The following is an 18870-nucleotide window of genomic DNA, read 5'->3' as shown; positions in this document are numbered from 1 at the left end:
AATCGCCTCATCGGCGGAGGTTATTTCGGCCCATCCTGTTTTTTCGTCGTTTTCATGCTCCTCGCGATACTCGAAGCCTGCCACGACGCGTCATGATTGGGCGATGTCGTGTATAGACCGCTTAGATAGTCCTGATCGAAACGCGTGATGCTCCTCGGCGCGACGGTCGCGTCTGCGAACAGCGACAGGATCGATGTCGTCGGCGCGGGACGTCCGAGCCCCGGTCGGGCGAGCGCCACCATTGCCACATAGTCGGACAGGGCATCCAGCTTGACCGATCCTATCTGCGCAGGATCGACAATCACCAGCATGGACGACACGATACCGCGCGTGATCTCGTTGATCCGTGTCGCGCTGCCTGTAAAACCCGACGAAGCAGCGGATGGCAGTGCCCCATCCTTGAAATATCCATTCAACGCCGACGACGCATTTGTCGCCGCACCCTCGTATGTCGTGCCGATCCACCGGACCGGCTGTTTTGGCTGACGGAAACGGTCGAGACGCGCCGATCCCTCCCTGCGCAAGGTGATCGGATATTTGTCCGCCACCCTTTTGGCGACCGCGTCCGCCTGCGGCGACACCACGATCAGGATCGTCGGCGCGCACCCTGGCTTGCCACTTCGAAGATGGACCGAATTAGCGATCTGCGCGATCCGGTCATTCATCATCTGCGCCTGCGCGGCATCGAGGCCGATGACCCCCGTACAGATTTGCCGATCCCACCGCGGCAACTGGTGGGTCGGCATGGGATCCGCCAGACGCTTGACGAAATCGCGGATTACCGCCTCATTGCGCGCCTCGACGACGATGTCAGGCTTGACCGGAGCGGGTTCGCTCGCAGCTTGAGGCGCTATCGCCTGGAGCAGAATCGCGATCGACACGGACAAGGACATATCTTCTCTCCGGCGCCGCTCCGGTTATCAGAGGACCACAACACAGGATAAGACGCATACATCGACGTGGCGTCAACCGGCGGTCCATTCGCGGTAACGACATTGGCCAATTTTGAACCTTGTCCGTCAGCCAGCGCGGGGGGCCAAGCAGTCTCTACTGCAACTGCACGCGAGCGCGATCGTACAGCCGTTCTACGGCTGCGGCGTGGATTCCCGCCACGCTCGTCAATACGCCGAACGCCTGCGGGCGCGGTTTGTTGAAGACGAAAGGCGCGCCCAGCGCATCGCTGACCGTCGCACCGGCTTCGCTCGCGACGAGTACAGCGGCGGCGATGTCCCATTCGTTGCCCCAGCGGAGCGTGGCGACGAGGTCGGCTTCGTCGGCGGCGACCATGGCTATGCGCAGGGCGATCGAGTTGGGTTTGTGGACCATGACGAGGTCGCGGTCGGCTTTGGGGAGGGCGTCGACGGGGGTTCGGCTACCGGGGAAGTCGGTGCGGTTGCCGGCCTTTAGCGGCACGCCGTTGCGGGTGGCGCCCTGCCCGGCCACCGCGTGCCAGCGCTCGTCGCGGGACGGCGCTTCGAGGATGCCGATCACCGGCTTGCCGCGGTCGACCAGCGCGACGGAGACGCACCAGCCGGGCCTTGCGCGGATATAGTCGCGCGTGCCGTCGATCGGGTCGACCACCCAGAGCAGATCGTGCGCGAGGCGATCGGCGTTGTCGGCGGTTTCCTCGGAGAGCCAGCCGGCCTCGGGGAGCAGCGTCGACAGCCGCGCCTTGAGCATGCGGTCGATCGCGATGTCGAGTTCGCAGACCGGGCTGCCGGGGGTTTTTTCCCAGCGCTGGAAGTCGGTGTCGAAGCGGTCGAGCGCCATCGCGCCCGCCTCCGCGGCGATCTTGGCTACCGCGTCCGCCATAGCGCGCAGCCATGCCGGCGACCTCTCCGGCCCTCGATACCGCTCAGCCACTCGCCACCGTCATGCCCTCCACGCGGAGAGTCGGCACGTTGACGCCGTAGCGGAATTCGAGGTCGTTGGCGGGGGTCATCGCGAGGAACATATCCTTGACGTTGCCCGCGATCGTGAACTCCGCGACCGGCGTGGTGATCTGGCCGTTCTCGATTCTGAAGCCCGCCGCGCCACGGCTGTAGTCGCCGGTCACGCCGTTCGCGCCGCCGCCCATCAGTTCGGTGACGTAGACGCCCGACTCGATGTCGGCGATCAGCGTTTCGAGGGGTGCGTGGCCCGGTTCCATGAAGACGTTGCTCGTCGACACGCCAGGCCCGCCGCCGACACCGCGCGCAGCATGGCCGGTCGGTTCGAGGCCGAGTTGCCGCGCCGAGGCGGAATCGAGCAGCCAGCGTTCGAGCATCCCGTCCTCGATGATGTCGCTCGGCGAGACGGGCAGGCCTTCGCCGTCGAACGGGCGCGAGCGCAGGCCGTGAGGGCGGTGCGGATCGTCGCGGATGGTGATGCCGTGCGCGAAGACTTGGCTGCCGAGCGAATCGAGCAGGAAGCTGGTTTTCCGCGTGATCGCCTGCCCCGAGATCGCGCCGAGCATGTGACCGACCAGCGATCCGCCGACGCGACGGTCGTAGACGATCGTCGTGGGGCCGCTGACAAGGCGACCGGGGTTGAGGCGCGCGACGGCCTGCTCGCCGGCGCGGCGGCCGATCGCTTCGGGCGATTCGAGATGTGCGCGGAGGCGGGCGCTGCTGTGTGCATAGTCGCGCTGCATGCCGCCGCCTTCGCCTGCGAGCACGCTGGCCGACACGCCGTAGCCGGTCGCGGCATAGGCGCCCGCGAAACCGTGGCTGGTGGCCAAAGCCCAGACGCTGCGCGAGGCGCTGGCGCCGCCGCCTTCGCTGTTCGAAACGCCGGGGACGGCACGGGCGGCGTCTTCGGCTTCGAGCGCGGCGTCGCGGAGCTGCTCGGGGCTGGCTTCGCCGCCGTCGTCGAGGCCGAGCATCGGGGTGATGCCGTGGAGCAGGCGATCGGCGGGAGCCAGACCTGCCCAGGGGTCTTCAGGGGCTTCGCGCGCCATCGCCACCGCGCGTTCGACGAGCGCGTCCATTGCGGCGGTCGACAGGTCGGAGGTGGAGACGCTGGCGGAACGCTGGCCGACGAACACGCGCAGGCCGAGGTCCTCGCTCTCGGAACGGCCGATATCCTCGAGCTTGCCGAGGCGGATCGACACGTCGAGCGCGGCATCGGCGGCGAAGACCGCGTCGGCGGCGTCGGCGCCCGCCGCCCTCGCGCGCTGGACGATGTCGTGGGCGCGGTCGCGGGCTTGGTCTGGGGTCAGCATATCAGCGACTTAAGGATGCAGGCTCGTGCCGACAACCACGCAGGCGAGGAACATGAGCAGTCCGGCGAAACGGTTCGCGCGGAAGCGGGCGAGCGCGGCAGCGCCGGCGCCTTCGTGCGTGTTCGGCTTGAGGGTACCGACCTGCCACGCGAGTTGGAGCGCGACGGGGACGAGCGCGGCGATCGCGAGCGGGTCGGGGCGGACTTGCCAGAAGGCTGCGGCCCATAACGCGACGGCGGCGACGTAGAAGATTCCGACGCCGGCCTTCACATGGCTGCCCATGCGGAGCGCGGAGGAGCGGATGCCGATCATCGCGTCGTCCTCGCGGTCCTGCAGCGCGTAGATCGTGTCGTAGCCGATCACCCACGCGATCGAGCCGGCGTAGAGCAGCCACATCGGCGTTTCGAGCGCGCCGGCGATGTCGCTCCAGCCGACCAGCAACGCCCAGGAAAAGACGATGCCGAGCCACGCCTGCGGCCACCACGTGATGCGCTTCATGAACGGGTAGGCGGCGACCGGCGCCAGGCTGGCGAGCGCGACGATCGCGGCGAAGAAGGTGAGTTGCAGGAGGACGACGAACCCGATCAGGCAGAGCGCGACGAGCCAGACCCAGGCAAGCGTGATCGAGACGAGCCCGCTCGGGATCGGGCGGGCGCGGGTGCGGGAGACCTGCGCGTCGAGGTCTCGGTCGACGATGTCGTTGAACACGCAGCCTGCACCGCGCATCGCGATGCTGCCGAGGAGGAGCCACAGGATCATATCCCAGCGCTCGACCGCGCCACCGGCGAGTGCGACGCCCCAGGCGCCGGGCCAGAACAGCAGCCACCAGCCGATCGGGCGGTCGAACCGCGCTAGCAGCGCGAGGCCGCGGAGGGTTGGCGGGAGGCGACCGACCAAGCCCTTGTGTTCGCTGTCGGGGACGATTTCCGCGTGGCTCGGCTTGGTCTGCATGATGGGGGCGTAGGAAGACGGGGTTTGGCGCGCAAGCCTTTGCCGGGTACCGAGGGCGCGTGACGCGTTCGGACCCTCCAGCATGATTGGCCTTTCGGTGGCGGTCGGCCGCTTCGTCGAGGCGTTGTTCTGGGGGATCTTTCGGGTCGCCGGCGCGGTCGCGGGGGTGCTGATCCTCGGGGTGGTGATCCTGGTCTTGGCGTACGTGGTCGCGCGAAAAATGTGGGCGCGGCGAAAGCGGTGAACGCCCCTTTCCCCAGAGGCGCGTCCTCGAATCCTCCCCGGCACGGGGAGGGGGACCGTTCGCCATCGGCGAAGGGTGGAGGGGGATCGCCACGAACGTAATGCTGGCGGAGGGCGAGACACGGGCCGCAACCCTTGTGGAAGACGCTGAAGGCTAGCGTGATGCCTGTGGAATCCCCCCTCCACCAGCTGCGCTGGTCCCCCTCCCCGTGCCGGGGAGGATTTGCTAGAGGCGTCCTCATGCCCGCAACCCCAGCCTGGCCGCCGCAATCCACGCCGCGCCTCTTCGTCGACCGCCTCCTCGCGCCCGGTCCGCTTCACGTCGATGGGCCGGCGGCGCATTATCTCGTCGGGGTGATGCGGATGAAGATCGGCGATCCGGTGAAGCTGTTCGACGACCGGACTGGGGAATGGCTCGGGGTGGCGGCGAGCGTCGGCAAGCGCGATCTGGTGCTCGACGTCACCGAATTGCTGCGCCCGCGCGAGGACGTGCCTGACCTATGGCTCTGCGCCGCGCCGCTTAAGAAGGGCCGGATCGACTGGATGGCGGAGAAGGCGTGCGAGCTTGGCGTTGCGCGGCTGGTGCCGGTGGTCACGCGGCGGACGATCGTCGACAAGCCCAATACCGAGCGCCTCCGCACGCAGATGATCGAGGCGGCAGAGCAGTGCGGGCGCACCGCGCTGCCCGAGGTTTCGGAGCCGGTGAAGCTCGCCGCGTTGCTCCGCGATTGGCCTGTGGATCGCGCGCTGTTTTTTGCCGACGAGACTGGCGGCGTGCCGGCGTTGGAAGCGATGCGAGCCAGACCGGGATCGGCGGCAATCCTGATCGGGCCAGAGGGTGGCTTCGACGCAGACGAACGCGAGGCTATCCGCGCGCACCCGAATGCGGTCGGGATCGGACTGGGGCCGCGCATCCTCCGCGCCGAAACCGCGGCAGGCGCGGCCGTTGCCTTGTGGATGGCGGCGGCGGGCGACTGGTAGCCGTCCCGACCTCGACGAAGACATTGCTACCGATTGGTCCGAATCCCCTCTAGCACCCTCGTTCATCGGCGCGTAAGGCGCGGCGATGACGACGATTCCCGCTCCGAAAAAGACCAGCCCGACGATCGAGTCGCGCGACCAGTTGATCGCCAGCTTCGCGGGCGGTGAGAAGCCGAAGGATGCGTGGCGGATCGGCACCGAGCACGAGAAGTTCGTTTATGCGAACGGCGATCACCACGCGCCGTCCTATGACGAGCCGAGCGGCATTCGCGCGCTGCTCGGCGAGCTGGAGCAATATGGCTGGAAGCCGGTCATGGAGGGCGGCAACGCCATCGCCATGTCGGGGCCCGACGGCAGCATCAGCCTGGAGCCCGCGGGCCAGTTCGAGCTCTCGGGCGCGCCGCTCGACTCGTTGCACGAGACCTGCGCCGAGACCGGGCGCCATCTGGAGCAGGTGAAGGCCGCGGGCGAGAAGCTCGGCATCGGCTTCCTCGGGCTCGGCATGTGGCCGGACAAGACGCGTGCCGAACTGCCGACGATGCCCAAGGGGCGTTATGCGATCATGCTGCGGCACATGCCACGCGTCGGCAGCATGGGGCTCGACATGATGCTGCGGACTTGCACGATTCAGGTGAACCTGGATTACGCGTCCGAGGCGGACATGGTGAAGAAATTCCGCGTTGGGCTCGCACTTCAGCCGCTCGCGACCGCGCTGTTCGCGAACTCGCCGTTCACCGAAGGCAAGCCCAACGGCATGCTGTCGTATCGCAGCCATATCTGGTCGGACACCGATCCGCACCGCACCGGCATGCTGCCGTTCGTGTTCGAGGATGGCTTCGGCTATGAGCGCTATGCCGAGTATGCGCTCGATGTGCCGATGTACTTCGTCTACCGCGAAGGCAAGTATATCGACGCCGCCGGGCTGTCGTTCCGCGACTTCCTGAAGGGTGAATTGTCGGTGCTGCCGGGCGAGAAGCCGACGCTCGACGACTGGACCGATCATCTGTCGACCGCCTTCCCCGAGGTGCGGTTGAAGACCTTCCTCGAGATGCGCGGTGCGGATGGTGGGCCGTGGAACCGGATCTGTGCGCTGCCAGCCCTTTGGGTCGGATTGCTATACGATCAGGGTGCACTCGATGCGGCGTGGGATCTGGTCAAGGACTGGACGATCGACGAACGCCAGTCGCTCCGCGATGCTGTGCCGAAGCTCGGGCTGAACGCGCCGATCGCGGGTGGCGGGAAGCTGCGCGACATCGCGGGACAGGTGCTTGATATCGCCGGCGCCGGGTTGTCGGCGCGGGCGCGGTTCAATCGCGCGGGCGACAACGAGACGGGTTTCCTCGATCCGCTGCGTGAAATCGTGCGGAGCGGCAAGGTGCCGGCCGAAGTGCTGCTCGAAAAGTATCACGGCGTCTGGGGCGGCGACGTTTCGAAGGTGTACGACGAATCGAGCTTCTAACTGCTCCCCTCCCGTTCGCGGGAGGGGTCGGGGGAGGGCTTGGCCGCGGACGTTTCAGCCGATGGCGAGGTCAACCCCTCCCCTAACCCCTCCCGTAAACGGGAGGGGAATCAGCCGCGCAACCTCGCGAACAGCCGCGGCACCAAACCGTTGCGCGTCATCCAGTCGAAATAGGCGCGATAGTCGGGGTCGAGCTTCAAATGCCGCTCCTCGGTCTTCGCCCGCCAGAAATACACCCCTCCAACGGCGGCCAGCAACAGCGTCGCCCTCGCCGCATCGACGATGCTCCCGGTGGTCAGGATCGGGATCGTCGAGATCCACCAGAACAGGTTCTTCGACAGATACGCCGGATGGCGCGAGATCGCATAGGGTCCGTGCGTCAGGATGCCGCGATTGGTCAGGTTGGAGAAGCGGAAGCCGAACGCCATCGTCGCCCAAGCATAGATCGCGGTCAGCGCGACCAGAACTGCACCGACGAGTGCGAGCAGAACCGGATGCCCCTGGAACCAGTACGCCCAATCCGACGTGCCGGGGTGATAATCCAGCGGGCCGCCCTCGTTCATCAGGATGAACGGCGGGTAGCACATCAGCGCTGCCATCCACGCCGCCGCGAACGGATTAGCGCTGCGGATGTGCGAATCGAGCGGGCGGAACGTCAGAATATAGCCAACCGTCGCGAACGCCACGTCGATCAGGAACATGAAGGTGATCAGCCAGTTCGCCAGCGCGACGGGATCGTGCAGCACCGACTGCAGGTCGCCGCGCACAAAGCTGGCGAACCCCGGCGGGACGATCGCCAGCATGAAGGCAAGGAAGAACGTCTTCACCCCCCAGGCGCGGAGATGGCCGTAGATCGCTTCGGGGTCGACACCCGCCTGCCCGGTCATCCAGCCGCCGAGGTGCCAGGCGCCGTCGCGCGGTTCGATCAGATGGCGGTCGATCCAGAGCACATAGGGGATCGACGCGACGAACAGGATCGGCGCGGCGTTCGTGAAGCACCACATCGCGAACGCGAAATTACCCTGCCAGTACGAGCGCACGGTTCCGTAGACGACCGCGATCGCGGCCCATGTCGCCCACAGTCCCGCGAGCTTGGTCAGGCTCGTGTCGAGCGTCGTGCGCAAGGGTCTCGGGGCGGACCAGTCGATCCCAGTGCTCGCGTTGCGGTGGACCTTGTCGACGATAAGCGACCAAGCGACCATCGGCAGCGCGCATGCGACGACGTTGACCAAGGCCGAATAGGGGCCGTCCAACCCATACCAGCGGGCGATCCCCAGCCAGACGAAGATGCCGATCAGGCCGCAAAGGCCCGCACCGCCGCTGACCGCGGAGCGCGGGCGTGGATCGGGCTGGGGTCGAGCGGAAAGCGCATCATCATGATCCATCGCCATCGTCCGTAGCGCGGAATGGTAAGCAACGCGTGAACCATCTGGCCCGTGGCGGGCAAGGCCTCGCAGCGTAACTGTCAGGAGGCTGCCATGTGGGTGCTTGCGCCGACCGCGCGGCGACGCTAGTTCAGGGCTTCGCTACGGCGTGCCGAGCGGGTGTAGTACAATGGTAGTACAGCAGCCTTCCAAGCTGAATACACGGGTTCGATTCCCGTCATCCGCTCCAGCATCCCTCATGTCGGCACGCTTATACGTCGACCATGCGCGCAAGCAGTCCCGTCATCCGCCTGCGCCCGAGCGTCGTAAGCTGGACGTGGGAGCGGCGACCGTCGCGTTCGTCGCGCGTTCGCTCCACGAGCCCCGAATCCTGCAGAATCGTCAGATAGCGCAGCGCCGTCGCCGAGGGTGCGCGCGCACCGATGCACACTGCCGATACGCTCAACCGAAGGCCGTCGTCGTCGGAGATGAACAGGTCGAGCAGGATATCCCATGCCGGTTCGGAGAACAGGCTGGTGCCGAGCAGGTCGTCGCGGATCTTTCTCATGGCGTAAAGACGCCGCGCGACCTCGACCAGAGCCGGGTCGTGCAGGATAGGCAGTGGGCTGTGTTTCAGCGCGATGCCGGAAACGATGGAAGATGCGTAGGTCATGTGCGCTGTGTCCGATTACGCTTCAGCGCATCGTCGGATCCTGGCGGCTCCAATCGAGATCCCAGCCCCTTGCCCGGATTCGTCGCGAGTGCCTGGCTGTCCCGATCACGAGAAGCAGAACGATGGGATAACTCCAGGCTGCGGAGAGCAGCGCGTAGACGAGCCGGATCACGTCGGGGCTGATCGCCCTGGCCAGATGCGCCCCGGTGCCCAGCGCATGCAGCGCGGTAACCCAGGCCGGCCAGAACCGATCGGCGCTCAGCGTGATCCCGATCATCACCGCAAGCAGCATCAGGTCGACGATCATGACGCCCAGCTCCAACCCCGAAAACAGCGAAGGAACGTTGCGCTCGACGATACCGGTCGACACTGCCGCAAGCAGCAGTGCCAGACCCGTAAGCCGCTCCGGTGCGCCACCCCGAAGGATCGCGTAGGCCGAAGCCGCCAGCTGTATCGAATAGAAGATCCAGACCCGATCCAACTTTAGCCTCCGAAGCAGGACCGAAATCGGCCAATCAGGCCACCGCTGCCAAACGCAGGGGCGTCTCGGCGCGCAGTGCGCCTTCGTTGGGCGGGCATTGGGCGGTATCGCCGTAACCGTAGAACTGGCCCAGCCCGATATCCGTCCGCACCTGGACGAGTGCCTGATGCGCTTCGACGAACCGCTGGCGGGCGTTGATGATGTCGAGCGACGCCTGCGAGATCATCTGCAGGGCGGCGACGCCGGTGCCGACCGGCAGGTTGGCGGCGACGCGCTGTTGCAGCAGCGTCGCCACGCACGACGCGGCGAGCATGGCCGCCTCGTCGACCGCGGCTTCCGCCTTCAGGAATTGCTGTGTGACCGCGTCGGTCGCGGTGCGGCGTTCTTTCAACATCGTTATCTCCCCCGTGGCGCCGCCGTTGACGGGCCATGTATCGGAGCAGCGTGATCGCGGTTCGCCCGCAACAGGCTGGTCAGCGTCATCGCCATGTTCACGAGCGCCATCGAGGTGATGGCGATCAGGCCCATGAGTCCGATCAGTCTGACGATCCTGTCGCCTCTCGAAACCCGGTTTCGCGCTGCGCCGATCGGCCCGCTCTGCTGGGACAATCCCATGAAGCGGCGAACGAGCCCCCATGGCTCGATCTGGTCGACCTTTGGGGCTGCGGATGGGGGGATGGGAACGTCGATTGGTTCGGATGGGAACCGTTCGTATGTCAGAATGGGTGTATCGGTCGGGTCTGCCGCATCAGGCGCAGGGCGCTCCTGCGTGACGACATTGCCGTCCGCGCCCTCGTGCTCCTGGAGCCGACGCGCCGCCTCGAACCGGGTGCCGACGCCGAGAATCTGGATCGCGCGCTCGATCCGCTTGTCGATCGCCGATGGCGAGACGCCGAAGATCGCCGCGATCTCCTTCGAATTGTGATGCGTCAGCACCAGCCGCAAGCAGGCGCGCTGAGCTTCGGTCAGTTGATCGATGCGTCCCCCGGTCATATCCGCGTAGTAGCGCTATCGCGCCGCGGTTGCACCTGCCGAGTGTTCGATGCGGAACGATGTTTCGGGAAACTGAATGGTATACGTATTGGTCAAGTTCTGGCCGAAACGGTCCCGTTGCTTGGTACATGCTGGGATAAGGGTACGAGTTGTTGTGATGACGCACAAAGGGCCGGGGATCGCTCCCCGGCCCTTTGCCTTGGTCGATGTGTTTGGCTTGGAACCGAGCATCGGCGGAGCCGCTGCTCTCGTCGGACGGGATCGGTGGCTTGCGCCGCCGACCCGCCGGACGTCCTTGGGCAAGATCGTAGCCAAAGTGGCTGCGATCTCGCCCTTCGGATCAGAAGTCCATGCCGCCCATGCCGCCCATGCCGCCGCCGCCCATGGGCATGGCGGGCTTGTCTTCGGCCATTTCGCTCACGGCCGCTTCGGTCGTGATCAGGAGGCCTGCGACCGATGCTGCGTTCTGCAGCGCGGTGCGGACGACCTTGGTCGGATCGATCACGCCGGCTTCCACCAGGTTCTCGTACGTGTCGGTCGCGGCGTTGAAGCCGATCGACGTGTCGTTGCCGTCGAGCAGCTTGCCCGAAACCACCGCACCGTCATGACCCGCGTTCTGCGCGATCTGGCGAACCAGAGCCGTCAGCGACTTGCGGACGATGTCGATACCGCGGGTCTGGTCGTCGTTCGCACCCTCGAGGCCATCAAGCGCCTTGGTTGCGTACAGCAGAGCCGTACCGCCGCCGGGGACGATGCCTTCTTCGACGGCTGCGCGGGTTGCGTGCAGCGCGTCGTCGACGCGGTCCTTGCGCTCCTTGACTTCAACTTCCGACGAACCGCCGACCTTGATCACGGCAACGCCACCGGCAAGCTTGGCGAGACGCTCCTGGAGCTTCTCCTTGTCGTAGTCGCTGGTCGTGTTCTCGATCTGCTGGCGGATCGCTTCGGTGCGGCCCTTGATCGTGTCGTGATCGCCGGCACCGTCGACGATGACGGTGTTGTCCTTGTCGATCGTGACGCGCTTGGCGGTGCCGAGCATGCCGAGCGTGACGGTTTCGAGCTTGATGCCGAGGTCTTCCGAGATCATCTCGCCCTTGGTCAGGATCGCGATGTCCTCGAGCATCGCCTTGCGACGATCGCCGAAGCCCGGTGCCTTGACCGCTGCGACCTTCAGGCCGCCGCGCAGCTTGTTGACGACGAGCGTGGCCAGAGCCTCACCCTCGATGTCCTCGGCGATGATCAGGAGCGGACGACCCGACTGGACGACGGCTTCCAGGATCGGAAGCATCGCCTGCAGGTTCGACAGCTTCTTCTCGTGAATCAGGATGTAGGGATCCTGAAGCTCGACGGTCATCTTCTCGGGGTTGGTGATGAAGTACGGCGACAGATAGCCGCGGTCGAACTGCATGCCCTCGACGACGTCGAGCTCGAATTCGAGACCCTTCGCTTCCTCGACGGTGATCACGCCTTCCTTGCCGACCTTCTCCATGGCTTCGGCGATCTTCTCGCCGACTTCACGGTCGCCGTTTGCCGAGATGATGCCGACCTGCGCCACTTCCTTCGAACCCGAAACCGGCTTCGAACGCGCCTTGACGTCCTCGACGACCTTGATGACGGCGAGATCGATGCCGCGCTTCAGATCCATCGGGTTCATGCCCGCTGCGACCGACTTCATGCCCTCGCGAACGATGGCCTGCGCCAGAACCGTTGCGGTGGTGGTGCCGTCGCCAGCGATGTCGTTGGTCTTCGAGGCCACTTCGCGCAGCATCTGCGCGCCCATGTTCTCGAACTTGTCCTTGAGCTCGATCTCCTTGGCGACGGTGACGCCGTCCTTGGTGATGCGCGGTGCGCCGAAGCTCTTGTCGATGACGACGTTACGGCCCTTGGGGCCCAAGGTCACCTTGACCGCGTCGGCGAGGATGTCGACGCCGCGGAGGATGCGCTCACGCGCGTCACGACCGAATTTTACGTCCTTGGAAGCCATGTCAGCTGCCCTTTCAAAAAGTGGAAGTTCACAAAGTGCAGACGCTGGCGCGGTTTTCGCCGCCAGCATTCCCTGGCCCGTTCACGTCAGTAATACCTGACGATGCCGAGCCCGTTGGCGTCAGCCGACGATACCAAGGATGTCCGATTCCTTCATGATGAGGAGGTCCTCACCGTCGACCTTGACCTCGGTGCCCGACCATTTGCCGAACAGGATCTTGTCGCCGGTCTTGACGTCGAGCGGGGTGATCGTGCCGTTCTCGGCGCGGGTCCCGGTGCCGATGGCGACGACTTCGCCTTCCTGCGGCTTTTCCTTGGCGGTGTCGGGGATGATGATGCCGCCAGCCGTCTTCTCTTCGGCTTCGAGGCGCTTCACCAGCACGCGATCATGCAACGGACGAAAGTTCATGGGGTCCATGTCCTTTTGGATTGTGACAGATTTCTGGCACTCGATGTTATCGAGTGCCAACGGACGGCATATGTGCCTCGGGGTGCGGCATGTCAAAGGTTCCGGGGGTGAAATTTTTTCGGGCGGGCGTGGTATTCGGGCGTCGTGGCTGAGGGGGGCGTGACGGTACTGCTGAGCACTGCCGTTCTCCTGCGCACGCAGGAGTTCGGGGTGACGGAGGGCGGTGCTTGGTATCCTGGGCTCCTGCGTGCGCAGGAGAACTAGGAGAGTTGGGTCGATGCTGCCTTCTACTCCCCTTCCGCTTGCGGGAGGGGTCGGGGGAGGGGTTTCTTGGGCGGAGCATTCGTAGGACTCCCCTCCCCTAACCCCTCCCGCATGCGGGAGGGGAACTGCGTGGCGGTCGGGGTAGCTGTGCGGGCCAGAACGCTTCCTGTGTTGGACGCGTAATACAGGGCATTTACCTGTGCGCCGCGTTGCTTTAGCTCTCGTGCCATGACCGATACCGCTGCGCCGTCCTACGCCCCCTCCTATGTCGACCCCGCCCGCCCGCCGCGGCGGAAATGGCGGCTCGTAAGGGGCGTGTGGAAGTTCCTCGTCGCGATCAAGGACGCGCTCGTCCTGATCGCGATGTTGCTGTTCTTCGGGCTGATCTTCGCGGCGCTCAACGCGCGGCAGAGCACGACGGCGATCAAGGACGGCGCGCTGGTGCTCGACCTCAACGGCTCGATCGTCGAGCAGCCCGAGGAACAGGCCGCGTTCGCCGCACTCTCGGGGCAGAGCCGGACGCGGCAGTTTCGCCTGCGCGACGTGGTGCGCTCGATCGATACCGCGCGCACCGATGCGCGCGTGAAGGTCGTCGTGCTCGATCTCGACAGCTTCGGCGGCGCGTATCCGGCGGCGCTGGGCGAGGTCGGCGATGCGCTGGCGCGGGTGCGGGCGAGCGGCAAGCCGGTGCTGGCCTATGCGACCGCGTACACCGATGGCGGCTACCGTTTGGCGGCGAACGCGAGCGAGATCTGGGTCAACCCGCTGGGCGGGACGATCTTCATGGGGCCGGGCGGCAACCAGCTCTATTACAAGGGCCTGATCGACAAGCTCGGCGTCAACGCGCACGTCTACCGTGTCGGCCGCTACAAGTCGTTCGTCGAGCCCTACACGCGGGCAGACCAGAGCGAGGACGCGCGCGCCGCCAGCACAGCGCTGTACGGCACGCTGTTCGCGCAGTGGCGCGAGGCCGTCGCCAAGGCCCGGCCCAAGGCACAGATCGCGCAGTTCATGAGCGCACCCGACAAGGTGATCCTCGCGGCGAACGGCAACATCGCCGAAGCGAACCTGCGCGCAGGCATCGTCGACAAGCTCGGTGATCGGACCGCGTTCGGGCGCCGCGTGGCGGAGATCGCCGGCAGCGATGCCAGCAAGCCGGCGGGCAACTACACCGCGATCAAATACGACGCCTGGGTGAAGGCGAACCCCCTCCCCACCGCGGGCGACGCGATCGGCGTGCTGACGATCGCCGGCGATATCGTCGACGGCGAGGGCGGCCCCGGCAAGGCGGCGGGCAAGACGATCGAGAAGGCGATGCTCGACGGGCTCGCCAAGAAGACACTGAAGGCTCTCGTCGTGCGCGTCGATTCGCCGGGTGGATCGGTGATGGCGTCGGAGCAGATCCGACTCGCGATCCTCGAAGCCAAGCGCCAGAAACTGCCCGTGATCGTGTCGATGGGCGGCATGGCCGCGAGTGGCGGGTACTGGGTGTCGACGCCCGCCGACGTGATCTTTGCCGAGCCCGGCACGATCACCGGCTCGATCGGCATCTTCGGCGTGGTGCCGACGTTCGAGAACGCGCTCGCCAAGATCGGCGTGACCAGCGACGGGGTGAAGACCACGCCGCTGTCGGGCCAGCCCGACGTCACCGGCGGGACCACGCCGATGTTCGACGCGATCGCACAGGCCGGCATCGAGAACGGCTATCGCGAGTTCCTCGCGCGCGTCGCCGCGTCGCGGAAGATGACGCCGGCGCGGGTCGACGAGATCGGCCAGGGCCGCGTCTGGGATGGCGGCACCGCGCGCCAGATCGGCCTGGTCGACCGGTTCGGCACGTTGCAGGACGCGATCGACGAGGCCGCCAAGCGCGCGAAGCTCGATCCCGCCAAGGTCCACGCCGAGTATCTGGAGAAGAAGCCGGGCTTCCTCGCGGCGATCGCGCAGGATTTCGGCAATGACGGCGACGATGATGCAGGTGGCGGCGATGCCTTCGCGCACGTCGCGGCGGACCGGCGCCAGATGCTCGCGCGTGCGGTCGGCGACATGAAGCGGCTGGCGACGTCGGGCTCGATCCAGGTCCGCTGCCTGGAGTGCGGCGGGATGGGGCCGACGACCGCGGACATCGGCGATGCCAAGCTGCTCGACCTGCTGCTGGCACGGATCGGGTTCTGATGGTGGTCCCCGCGTCTCGGGCAGCTGGCAACGGGGCCGGGATCGTGATCCGAGCGGCGGTCCCCGAGGATGCCGCGTCGATCGCGGCGATCTATGCGCCGCATGTGCTGGTCGGGACGGTATCGTTCGAGACCGAGGCGCCCGATGCGGCCGAGATGCGCGCGCGGATGGCGGTGTCGGACGGGCTGTACCCTTGGCTGGTCGCGACGATCGGCTCGGAGGGTGGCGTGCTGGCGTATGCCTATGCCTCGGCGTTCCACAAGCGCGAGGCGTACCGGTTCGCGTGCGAGACGACGATCTACGTCGCGGACGCGGCGCAGCGCCAGGGTGCGGGGCGGCTGTTGTACGAGGCGCTGATCGATACGCTGCGGGCGCAGGGGTTCACGCAGGCGATCGGGGCGATCGCGTTGCCCAACGACGGCTCGATCAAGCTGCACGAGGCGGTCGGGTTTCGCCGGGCGGGCGTGTACCGGGAGGTCGGGTACAAGAACGGGCAATGGATCGATGTCGGGCATTGGCAGTGTGCGCTGACCGAGCCGTCGATGCCGCCGGTCGAGCCGAAGCGGTTTGCGGATGTCGGGGTTGTGCGGGGGTAAAGCGACGCTTGTCACCTGCATGAGCTCGCGCGAACTACCCACCACCCCGGCGAAGGCCGGGGCCCAATTGGTGAGGCTGTAGTAAGGAAGCGCGGTCCATTGTTGGCGACGTCCCCAATTGGGCCCCGGCCTCCGCCGGGGTGGTTGTTTGGGAGGGTCTTTACGCGGCGAGTAGACCGCGCGCGTAAGGTTAAGACCGGACCGTCGGCTCGAGTCCGACCACCAGCCCACCCTTCCTTGTTCTCCCGCGAAGGCGGGAGCCCAGACTGGGTCCCCGCCTTCGCGGGGAAACATAGTAAAGGTCGGCGAGGTTAGCGGCGCCCACCATACGCAGGCAGCGCCAGGTGGAACCGGATCGCCGCCGCCCTCAGCGTGAACCCAGCACTCGCCGCGATCACCGCCGCCCACACCAGCGGCACGCCCAGCAACACCAGCCCGACATAACTCGCCGCCGCCAGCGCCGCCGCCGTCACGTACAGCTCCGGCCGCATCAGGATCGACGGCTCACCCGCCAGCACATCGCGGATGATACCGCCAACGCACGCGGTCATCACCCCCATCAGCGCCGCCGGCACCGGCGGCACGCCATACCCCAAAGCCTTCGCCGCGCCGTAGACCGCATACGCCGCGAGCCCGACCGCGTCGAACCAGCCGAGCGCCTCGCCCTTCCACCAGCGCTCGGGCGTCACCCAGATCAGCAGCGCCATGCCGAGGCACACGCTCGCCGCCCGCGCATCATGCACCCAGAACACCGGCGCACCGATCAGCAGGTCGCGGACCGTACCGCCGCCGACGCCGGTGATCAGCCCGAAGAACACCAGCGTCACGAACGTCTGGCCTCGCTTGGCCGCGGCGAGTGCGCCCGACGCGGCGAACACCGCGAGGCCGGCGAGGTCGAACCACGGCGCGGCGACGGGCAGGATCTCGACGGGCAGCGGAACGGGCAGCATCAGGGCGGCGTAATCGCCTGACCCAAGACGGTAAAGCGGAAGTGCGAGCCGCGACGCGATACGCCGAACAAACATGAACGCGGTGTTGTTTTCGGTTCATGAAACCGTCGGTATAGTCCCCTCGTTACGTCATCAGATCAATCAATACGGGAGTTTATCCATGCGTAAGTTCATCCTAGCACTCGGCCTTGGCGCGATGGTCCTGCCGACCGTCCTCGTTCCCGTGTCGGCCGCAGACGCGCGCGATCGTCGTGAATGGCGTGGTCGTGACGGCCGCGTCTACTGCAAGAAGAACAACGGCACGACCGGCACGATCATCGGCGGCGTCGGCGGCGCACTGCTCGGCCGCACGGTCGACACCCGCGGCGACCGCACGGTCGGCACGCTGGGCGGCGCCGTCCTCGGTGGCCTCGCCGGTCGCGCGATCGACAAGGGCACGAGCAACAACGACCGTCGTTGCCGCTGACACTCATCGGCTAAATCAATGTCGCTATTTCGGTAGTTGCGCGTTGTGGAAGGGCGTCGTGGGAAACCGCGACGCCTTTTTTCTTGTCCGATGAAGGATCAAAACGATGACCACACGCAGCGGTTCGGCAAAGTATGAAGGCCTCGGCAAGGACGGCAAGGGTCATGTCTCGACACAGTCGGGCGTGTTGTCCGACAATCCCTACGGCTTCAACACGCGGTTCGAGAACGAGCCCGGCACCAACCCCGAGGAGCTGATCGCGGCCGCGCATGCGTCGTGCTTCACGATGGCGCTGAGCTTCGCGCTCGCCGGCAAGGGGTATGAGGTCGGCACGCTCGAGACGTCCGCCAAGGTGACGCTCGACAAGGATGGCGACGGGTTCAAGATCACCAAGTCGGCGCTGACGCTGAACGCCAAAGTCGACGGCATCTCGAAGGAAGAGTTCGAGGCGATCGCCGCGGACGCCAAGGCCAACTGCCCCGTATCGAAGGTGCTCAACGCCGAGATCACGCTGGAGCACAACCTCGCCGCATAACGGCGGGTCATTTTCGCAATCAGGAGGGCCCGGTGGAAACACCGGGCCCTTTTCGTGTCAGATGATGCCGCCGCCGAGGCTGAGGCGGAGCGCGAAGATGATGATCAGCACGATGTTGAGGTTGCGGCCGCCGCTGCTCGACGACAGCGCGCCGACCGCGGCTCCGACGATGCCGATCGGGATGACGAGCCAGTTCATCCAGCCGAGCAACGGGATGAACGCGACGAGGCCGAGCACCAGGGTGACGAGGCCGATGAGGATCGAGACGATGTTCAGCATAGGGTGAACATGGCGAGTCGCGGGGGTTCGGGCAAGATCGGCGTCACGCGCTCGATTGGGGACATGCGGAAAACGCTTTCTTCACCGCCTTTCGCGCATAGGATGGCGGTTATGACTTTTTCCTTGCGCTCCGCCTCGATCCTTTTGCCGCTTGCGCTGATGGCGTGCGGACGGTCGTCGACCGACCAGCAGGATCTCAACAGCCTCGATGCCGAGCTGACCAATGGGACGCGTGATCCGGCGGTGGGCGAGTCGCTTGGCGCGCAGATCATGGTCGATCCGCGACTGGCGCAATCGGCGAACACCGGTGGAACGCGCGCGCAGCAGCAGACCGGACCGGGCGCGGTCTCCGCGGACGTGGCGTTGCAGAAGGATCCGGTCGATCCGGCGACGTTAAAGCGTGCACCGGCGCCGTCGAACGACTGCCCCGAGTGCAAATCCGCGGATGGCGCACTGACGCTAGGCGCGCTCGCGGAGCGGCAGAAGACGCCCAACGCTGGGGTTTGCGCGAAGAAGATCAGTTATTCGGCGGGATGGGCTAACCGGCTGCCGGCCGACCTGCCGCTGTATCCGGCGGCGCGGTTGACCGAGGCTGCGGGGGCGGATCGCGACGGGTGTCGTTTGCGTGTGGTGAGTTTTGCGAGCGCTGCGCCGATGCAGAAGGTGCTCGACTGGTATTTCACGAGGGCTAGCGCGGCTGGGTATTCGGCTGGGCATAGCACCGACGGCAAGCAGCATGTGCTGGGCGGGGTTCGGGGGAACGACGCATATGTTGTGTATGTGACGGCGCGGGCTGGCGGCGGGAGTGATGTGGATTTGGTTTCCAACGCTGGGCGGTGAGGTGTTGCGATAGGTGCACCACCCCGGCG

21 protein-coding genes and 1 tRNA gene are annotated in these 18870 nt (G+C 66.1%); 9 read left to right on the top strand and 13 right to left on the bottom strand.

Annotated elements, in window-relative coordinates; genetic code table 11:
* Positions 1–20 precede the first annotated feature (20 nt).
* From C8J47_RS01830 to ubiA, 4 genes are all read right to left on the bottom strand, one after another.
* Entirely contained in the window at positions 21–746 is a 726-nt protein-coding gene (locus C8J47_RS01830; RefSeq protein WP_147454261.1) for a hypothetical protein, read from the bottom strand.
* A 301-nt stretch (positions 747–1047) separates the two neighbouring features.
* Positions 1048–1812: a 3'(2'),5'-bisphosphate nucleotidase CysQ gene (locus tag C8J47_RS01825; RefSeq protein WP_121884207.1), complete on the bottom strand. Its 765-nt coding sequence runs from the start codon at positions 1810–1812 to the stop codon at positions 1048–1050.
* Positions 1813–1855: 43 nt separating this feature from the next.
* The gene (locus C8J47_RS01820; RefSeq protein ID WP_121884206.1) at positions 1856–3202 is read right to left on the bottom strand and encodes a TldD/PmbA family protein; all 1347 of its coding nucleotides are present in this window, start codon (positions 3200–3202) and stop codon (positions 1856–1858) included.
* Between the two features lie 9 nt (positions 3203–3211).
* A complete protein-coding gene (gene ubiA, locus C8J47_RS01815; RefSeq protein WP_121884205.1) occupies positions 3212–4153 on the bottom strand; it encodes a 4-hydroxybenzoate octaprenyltransferase in 942 nt (313 codons plus the stop codon).
* 82 nt (positions 4154–4235) lie between these two features.
* Between ubiA and C8J47_RS19070 the strand changes: the two genes are divergently transcribed.
* The 3 genes from C8J47_RS19070 (at position 4236) to C8J47_RS01805 (ending at position 6836) form a co-directional block, all read left to right on the top strand.
* On the top strand, positions 4236–4397 hold the full coding sequence (locus C8J47_RS19070) for a hypothetical protein (RefSeq protein WP_183128991.1): 162 nt from the start codon (positions 4236–4238) through the stop codon (positions 4395–4397).
* A gap of 239 nt (positions 4398–4636) precedes the next feature.
* Positions 4637–5377 carry a 16S rRNA (uracil(1498)-N(3))-methyltransferase gene (locus tag C8J47_RS01810; RefSeq protein WP_121884204.1) on the top strand — a complete coding sequence of 247 codons (741 nt, stop codon included), beginning with the start codon at positions 4637–4639 and terminating at the stop codon, positions 5375–5377.
* Positions 5378–5462: 85 nt separating this feature from the next.
* Positions 5463–6836, top strand: a complete 1374-nt coding sequence (locus tag C8J47_RS01805) for a glutamate--cysteine ligase (RefSeq protein ID WP_121884203.1) — start codon at positions 5463–5465, stop codon at positions 6834–6836.
* 110 nt (positions 6837–6946) lie between these two features.
* Here the strand turns inward: C8J47_RS01805 and C8J47_RS01800 are convergent, their stop codons facing one another.
* Positions 6947–8221 (bottom strand): isoprenylcysteine carboxylmethyltransferase family protein, encoded by a 1275-nt coding sequence (locus tag C8J47_RS01800; RefSeq protein WP_121884700.1) that lies wholly within the window; start codon positions 8219–8221, stop codon positions 6947–6949.
* Between the two features lie 155 nt (positions 8222–8376).
* On the opposite strand from C8J47_RS01800, the gene C8J47_RS01795 reads away from it, so the two are divergent.
* Positions 8377–8450 (top strand) — tRNA-Gly (locus C8J47_RS01795).
* A 21-nt stretch (positions 8451–8471) separates the two neighbouring features.
* Here the strand turns inward: C8J47_RS01795 and C8J47_RS01790 are convergent.
* The 6 genes from C8J47_RS01790 to groES form a co-directional block, all read right to left on the bottom strand.
* Positions 8472–8873 carry a transcriptional regulator gene (locus C8J47_RS01790; protein WP_121884202.1) on the bottom strand — a complete coding sequence of 134 codons (402 nt, stop codon included), beginning with the start codon at positions 8871–8873 and terminating at the stop codon, positions 8472–8474.
* A gap of 22 nt (positions 8874–8895) precedes the next feature.
* Positions 8896–9354 carry a hypothetical protein gene (locus C8J47_RS01785; RefSeq protein ID WP_056052025.1) on the bottom strand — a complete coding sequence of 153 codons (459 nt, stop codon included), beginning with the start codon at positions 9352–9354 and terminating at the stop codon, positions 8896–8898.
* Positions 9355–9388: 34 nt separating this feature from the next.
* Complete coding sequence (locus tag C8J47_RS01780) at positions 9389–9748, bottom strand: hypothetical protein (RefSeq protein WP_056052029.1); 360 nt, start codon at positions 9746–9748, stop codon at positions 9389–9391.
* A 2-nt stretch (positions 9749–9750) separates the two neighbouring features.
* Positions 9751–10347: a sigma factor-like helix-turn-helix DNA-binding protein gene (locus C8J47_RS01775; protein ID WP_121884201.1), complete on the bottom strand. Its 597-nt coding sequence runs from the start codon at positions 10345–10347 to the stop codon at positions 9751–9753.
* A 340-nt stretch (positions 10348–10687) separates the two neighbouring features.
* Complete coding sequence (groL, locus tag C8J47_RS01770; RefSeq protein ID WP_056065680.1) at positions 10688–12331, bottom strand: chaperonin GroEL; 1644 nt, start codon at positions 12329–12331, stop codon at positions 10688–10690.
* Between the two features lie 120 nt (positions 12332–12451).
* Positions 12452–12739 (bottom strand): co-chaperone GroES, encoded by a 288-nt coding sequence (groES, locus tag C8J47_RS01765; protein ID WP_056052039.1) that lies wholly within the window; start codon positions 12737–12739, stop codon positions 12452–12454.
* Between the two features lie 492 nt (positions 12740–13231).
* Between groES and sppA the strand changes: the two genes are divergently transcribed.
* Entirely contained in the window at positions 13232–15175 is a 1944-nt protein-coding gene (gene sppA / locus C8J47_RS01760) for a signal peptide peptidase SppA (RefSeq protein ID WP_121884200.1), read from the top strand.
* Positions 15175–15771, top strand: coding sequence for a GNAT family N-acetyltransferase (locus C8J47_RS01755; RefSeq protein WP_121884199.1), 597 nt, complete (start codon positions 15175–15177; stop codon positions 15769–15771). Before sppA ends, C8J47_RS01755 begins: the two co-directional genes overlap by 1 nt.
* A 311-nt stretch (positions 15772–16082) precedes the next feature.
* On the opposite strand, the gene C8J47_RS01750 is transcribed toward C8J47_RS01755, so the two are convergent.
* Positions 16083–16721 carry a trimeric intracellular cation channel family protein gene (locus C8J47_RS01750; protein WP_060526395.1) on the bottom strand — a complete coding sequence of 213 codons (639 nt, stop codon included), beginning with the start codon at positions 16719–16721 and terminating at the stop codon, positions 16083–16085.
* 160 nt (positions 16722–16881) lie between these two features.
* Here C8J47_RS01750 and C8J47_RS01745 point away from each other — a divergent pair, with 160 nt between their 5' ends.
* Both C8J47_RS01745 and C8J47_RS01740 read left to right on the top strand, forming a co-directional pair.
* Entirely contained in the window at positions 16882–17187 is a 306-nt protein-coding gene (locus C8J47_RS01745) for a glycine zipper 2TM domain-containing protein (RefSeq protein WP_121884198.1), read from the top strand.
* 106 nt (positions 17188–17293) lie between these two features.
* Entirely contained in the window at positions 17294–17722 is a 429-nt protein-coding gene (locus tag C8J47_RS01740; protein WP_121884197.1) for an OsmC family protein, read from the top strand.
* 57 nt (positions 17723–17779) lie between these two features.
* On the opposite strand, the gene C8J47_RS01735 is transcribed toward C8J47_RS01740, so the two are convergent.
* Positions 17780–18001 carry a hypothetical protein gene (locus tag C8J47_RS01735; protein WP_056052052.1) on the bottom strand — a complete coding sequence of 74 codons (222 nt, stop codon included), beginning with the start codon at positions 17999–18001 and terminating at the stop codon, positions 17780–17782.
* Positions 18002–18112: 111 nt separating this feature from the next.
* On the opposite strand from C8J47_RS01735, the gene C8J47_RS01730 reads away from it, so the two are divergent.
* Positions 18113–18841: a hypothetical protein gene (locus tag C8J47_RS01730; RefSeq protein WP_147454260.1), complete on the top strand. Its 729-nt coding sequence runs from the start codon at positions 18113–18115 to the stop codon at positions 18839–18841.
* The last annotated feature ends 29 nt before the right edge of the window (positions 18842–18870 follow it).

The sequence above is a fragment of the Sphingomonas sp. PP-F2F-G114-C0414 genome, assembly GCF_003688595.1.
Classification (GTDB): domain Bacteria; phylum Pseudomonadota; class Alphaproteobacteria; order Sphingomonadales; family Sphingomonadaceae; genus Sphingomonas.
This window is presented reverse-complemented; position numbering and strand designations above follow the sequence as displayed.